Origin of the sequence: Albidovulum sp., assembly GCF_049646345.1 — a bacterium.
GTDB lineage: Bacteria > Pseudomonadota > Alphaproteobacteria > Rhodobacterales > Rhodobacteraceae > Albidovulum.
On the sequence record NZ_JBARVQ010000269.1, the window covers coordinates 1 to 4,187 of the forward strand.

The window sequence follows — 4,187 nt, forward strand, 5'->3', positions numbered from 1 at the left end:
GGATCATGCTGGCCGGTATGTACGGGCTTTACGCCTTTGGCTACGCACTTCTCAATCCCGACAAGGCGCCGCCGGTGTCGCTGGAAGCGGTGGGGGGCGAGATCATAACCCGGTCCGAGGCGATCCGCTGGTTTGTCCTTGCCCCGGTCGCGATCATTGGTGGCGTGTTGCTGGCCGGTCAGATCGGGCTGGTGGGGTCGCAGAACCTGACAATCGACAGCTATACCGATGCCGGACAGACCGCATCTTTGCGCACGCGTGTGTCTGAACAGTGCAAAGCCTCGATGATCGAACTGCACGGGCAAGAGGCATGGGATGCTGCCGCCGCCCAACAGGCCGAAATCGACGCGGCGGGTGGTGTTGAGCAAAGCCACAAGCGCAGTGACGCGGAAATCGCGCAGGCCTTGCAGGACAAGATCGCCGATGCGGCACCTGTGGGCACAGGCGTGGCCGTTCTTTTCACGCTTGCGGCGCTGCTGCTGGCGCTTGCGCGTGGTGTTTCGCCCTCGGCCGATCCCCGGCCGCTGATGATCGGTGCCGCCGGTATCCTTCTGGGCCTGATCGTCGATACAGTCCTGATCGCGCCCACGTCGAGTTCGGGCGAGGCGTTTGTCTATCTCGCGCTGCCCTTCATGATCACGCTGTTCGGCTGTGGTGTGGCCGCCAAAAGCATGGCGCATAACGACCTGATCCGCGTCGTCTTCCCGCCTTTGGTGCTGATCGTTGCGGTGCTGGGCTCGATCCTCGGCGGCATCACCAACCCGACGCCTGCGGCCGCCCTCGGTGCTGGTGGTGCGCTGCTGCTCGCGGCCTATCGCAAGCTGCATGACCAGCAGAAAAGCGGGGCGATCATCCTTCTGGCCTCTTTCTCGATCATCGTGATGATCCTGATGGGGATCAATTTCGACCTTCGGATCAACCGGTCCGATATCTCGATGCCGGATCAGATCGCCTACTACGTCACGCGTGGGCTCTACTTCTTCTCGATGTTCGGCATTCTTTATGCCTGCTGGGTGCTTCTCAGGAATTCGGTTCTGGGCCCCGTGGTGCGGGAAACCGCCAAGGTCACTTCGATGGTCTTCACCATCCTGATCGGATCACAGATCCTGAACCTTGTCCTGATCTCTTTCGGGGGTGAGCATTACATCCAGAGCTTCCTGCGCAGTTTCGAACAGGAATGGACGGCCTTCCTGATCGTCATGCTGGTTCTCTTCGTCCTTGGCTTCGTGCTGGACTTTCTGGAGATCATCTACATCGTCGTGCCCATCGTTGGCCCGGTGATCTATGGCGGCACCTATGATCCGTCCTGGGTCACGATCATGATCACGGTGAACCTGCAGACCAGCTTCCTGACACCTCCCTTCGGCTTTGCCCTCTTCTATCTGCGCGGCGTGGCGCCGGCGAGTGTCACGACGGGCATGATCTATCGCGGGATCATCCCGTTCGTACTGATCCAGGTGATCGGGCTGGCCATCCTCTGGGCCTTTCCGGGCATCGTGACCATCGTGCCGGACTTGTTGCCGAACAACTGATCGTTTATGGCGTATCGGGTTTACATAGAATCTGAAATCGAGCGGAAATGCCGCGTTCAGTTCCGGCCGGATGCCACCGCTCAACTGCGCGTCGGGCGGGCTTCGGGCAGGGCGATGCGGGCCACCTGTTCGGCGATGGGATCGACCGACAGGGGATGGGTTTCCGAACAATGGTCAGCCGGGTCGCCGAGATCCTGCCACTGGCTGTTCTTGTAGATCTCAAGCGCACGGAACCCTGATTTGTAGCCCATCTTGCGGCTACCCGGCACCCAATAGCCAAGATAGACATAAGGCAGACCGGCCCGGCGGGCGATCTCGACATGATCGAGAATGATATAGGTGCCCAGGCTGTCGCCGATGCGGTCGGGGTCGTAAAAGCTGTAGACCATGCTGAGCCCGTCATCGAGCACGTCGGTCAGGCAGACGGCGGTCAGGGACCGACGACCTGGTTCGGTATCGGAGGGCGAGGAATATTCGACCACGCGGCTTTTGACCGGCGTCTCCTCGATCATCGCGGCGAATTCGAAGATATCCATGTCGGCCATGCCGCCATCGGCATGTCTGCTGTCCAGATACCTGCGGAAGAGTGCGTATTGATCCTCGGTCGCCCAGGGGCTGGTCGCCTCGCGCCGAAGGTCGATATTCCGCCGGAGCGTGCGCCGCTGGCTCTTGTTCGGCGTAAAGTCCGCCACCCGGATCCGGGCGGACAGACAGGCGCAGCATTCTGAGCAGGACGGCCGGTACAGCACGTTCTGCGACCGGCGGAAGCCCTGCTTGGACAAGGCGTCATTCAGCTTTTCAGCATTCTCCCCCTGCAAAGCTGTAAACAGCTTCCGCTCGGACCGCCCCTCAAGATAGGGGCAGGGTTGGGGTGCCGTTACATAAAATTGCGGCGCGATTGGTAGTGTATGGCGCATAATAAGCGGGCCGGGTGATTGCGGCAGAAGTGGTGTGGGAACGTTAGCAAGCCGGGGGGCGTCCGCCAAGTCCTCAGTTGCCATTAACTTTCTTTCGTTGAAAAACCCGCAAGGGCGGCACCAAATTAGGCCGCCCTTGTGGAAATTGTTCCGGTATCGCGATCAGTAGCGGCCGGTCTCTGACCCTTCGCGCAGGGTTTCGTGATCGTCCTTTGGGTCATCGTCCTGCGCCGTGCGGGCACGATCGTCCAGATACTGATCGAACTCGGCCTTGTCCTTGCTTTCGCGCAGACGCTTGAGGAAGGTCTCAAACTCTTCCTGTTCACGCTCCAGCCGATCCAGCGTATCGGCCTTGTAGGCGTCAAAGGCAGTGTTGCCGGACGTGCGGAACCCGTGACGGCGGGCATGTCCACGCGACATATGCGCGTGGCTGTCGTGGCGGCTCCAGCCGCAATTTTTCGAAAACATGCGCTTGCTCCAGATCATATAGGCAAGAAGGGCAAGGCCGACGGGCCAGAAAAAGATGAAGCCAAGGACCATGGCAGCGATCCAGGCGCCCTTGCCGCGGTCGTCGAGCCACATTTCGGCCCGAGAGGGCCAGGCGGCGATGGTGGACATGTGTTCCTCCGTTGATGGGATGTAAATGTCTTTTACATGATCCAAGATCGGGATCGCATCGCATTCCGTCAAGGGGTGATGTAAAACAAATTTACATTGAGTTCGGATTTTGAATGAAATCAGCCGGTTGACCGCCGGTAATCGTCAGAAGGGTCCGGGGATCAACCGCGAAAATATGACGTGGCGTGCCCGCAGCGGCCCAGACCACGTCGAAGTCCAGCAGGCGGGCGTCGAAATAGCAGGTGATCGGCGACAGGTGGCCAAGGGGGGCGACACCGCCGATGGCAAAGCCGGTTTCGGCCCGGATCTGCCCGGCATCGGCCTTGCCGAGCGGTTGACCGGCGACCGCACTGGCCTTGTCGGGATCAACCCGGTTGCCCCCGGCGGTCAGGAACAGCACGACATGGCCGGTAACTTCGCCCCGGAAGATGATTGACTTGGCAATCTGATCAAGGCTGCACCCGGCCGCTTCGGCGGCCTGCATCGCCGTCCGCGTTTCGGTCGTCATTTCAAGGATGCGCGGTGCCAGTCCGGCCTCTTCCAAAGCAGCGCGGACACGTTTCAGGCTTTTGCTCATAGGTCCAGTGTTCCCCGCTGCAACTGTTCCCGGCAGAAGGGCACGGTTCGACCGCAGGTTCAACTGGGGTACAGGGAAAGGGGGCGGCTTCCTCGGTCGAATTGTGGGGTAGTCCTAGCCCAGCCGTTCACCCGAGAGCAGCAACATGAAAGCATCATCCGGCAAGAGCCCCGCCTGTTCAAAGAACGTCACGAAATCGAAACTGTTATAGGCCTCGGTGATCTTTTCATCCTCAACCCGGACCATGACCTGGCCCCGCGCACAGATCGGATTGCTGCCAAGGGCGGCGACCGCATGAACCGTAAACTGCGCCCAGATCCACTCACCGGTTTCTAACGAACGGTCGATTTCGATCCTGAGGTCACGGATCAGGGCCAGCAGGGCCGGAACAAGTGCGCGAAAATCCTCAACCCCGACCTGGCCGTCGGGCATGATACCATCCGCCCCGGCACGTGGCGCGAAATAGTGGTCGATGGCAGTCAGGTCGGCGTCAACCCAGACCCGCCGGTACCAGTCCTCAAGCAATTCGAGCTTGGTCATCAG

At 60.3% G+C, this 4,187-nt stretch carries 5 protein-coding genes; 1 reads left to right on the forward strand and 4 read right to left on the reverse strand.

Features of this window, described 5'->3' with window-relative positions:
• A partial coding sequence (locus WBB85_RS06420; protein WP_432637797.1) for a TRAP transporter large permease subunit occupies positions 1 to 1,532 on the forward strand: 1,532 nt, incomplete at its 5' end.
• Positions 1,533 to 1,612: 80 nt separating this feature from the next.
• On the opposite strand, the gene WBB85_RS06425 is transcribed toward WBB85_RS06420, so the two are convergent.
• From WBB85_RS06425 to WBB85_RS06440, 4 genes are all read right to left on the reverse strand, one after another.
• Positions 1,613 to 2,449 (reverse strand): arginyltransferase, encoded by an 837-nt coding sequence (locus WBB85_RS06425; RefSeq protein WP_432637798.1) that lies wholly within the window; start codon positions 2,447 to 2,449, stop codon positions 1,613 to 1,615.
• Positions 2,450 to 2,611: 162 nt separating this feature from the next.
• On the reverse strand, positions 2,612 to 3,067 hold the full coding sequence (locus WBB85_RS06430) for a DUF2852 domain-containing protein (RefSeq protein ID WP_432637799.1): 456 nt from the start codon (positions 3,065 to 3,067) through the stop codon (positions 2,612 to 2,614).
• A 91-nt stretch (positions 3,068 to 3,158) separates the two neighbouring features.
• A complete protein-coding gene (locus tag WBB85_RS06435; RefSeq protein WP_432637800.1) occupies positions 3,159 to 3,644 on the reverse strand; it encodes a YbaK/EbsC family protein in 486 nt (161 codons plus the stop codon).
• A gap of 114 nt (positions 3,645 to 3,758) precedes the next feature.
• Positions 3,759 to 4,187, reverse strand: a 429-nt coding sequence (locus tag WBB85_RS06440) for an ester cyclase (protein ID WP_432637801.1), incomplete at its 5' end; no start/stop codon positions are given.

Bases quoted from the DNA above. Each gene is read 5' to 3' on its own strand.
- WBB85_RS06425 (WP_432637798.1), bottom strand. From the start codon at position 2,449: ATGCGCCATACACTACCAATCGCGCCGCAATTTTATGTAACGGCACCC.
- WBB85_RS06435 (WP_432637800.1), bottom strand. From the start codon at position 3,644: ATGAGCAAAAGCCTGAAACGTGTCCGCGCTGCTTTGGAAGAGGCCGGA.
- WBB85_RS06430 (WP_432637799.1), bottom strand. From the start codon at position 3,067: ATGTCCACCATCGCCGCCTGGCCCTCTCGGGCCGAAATGTGGCTCGAC.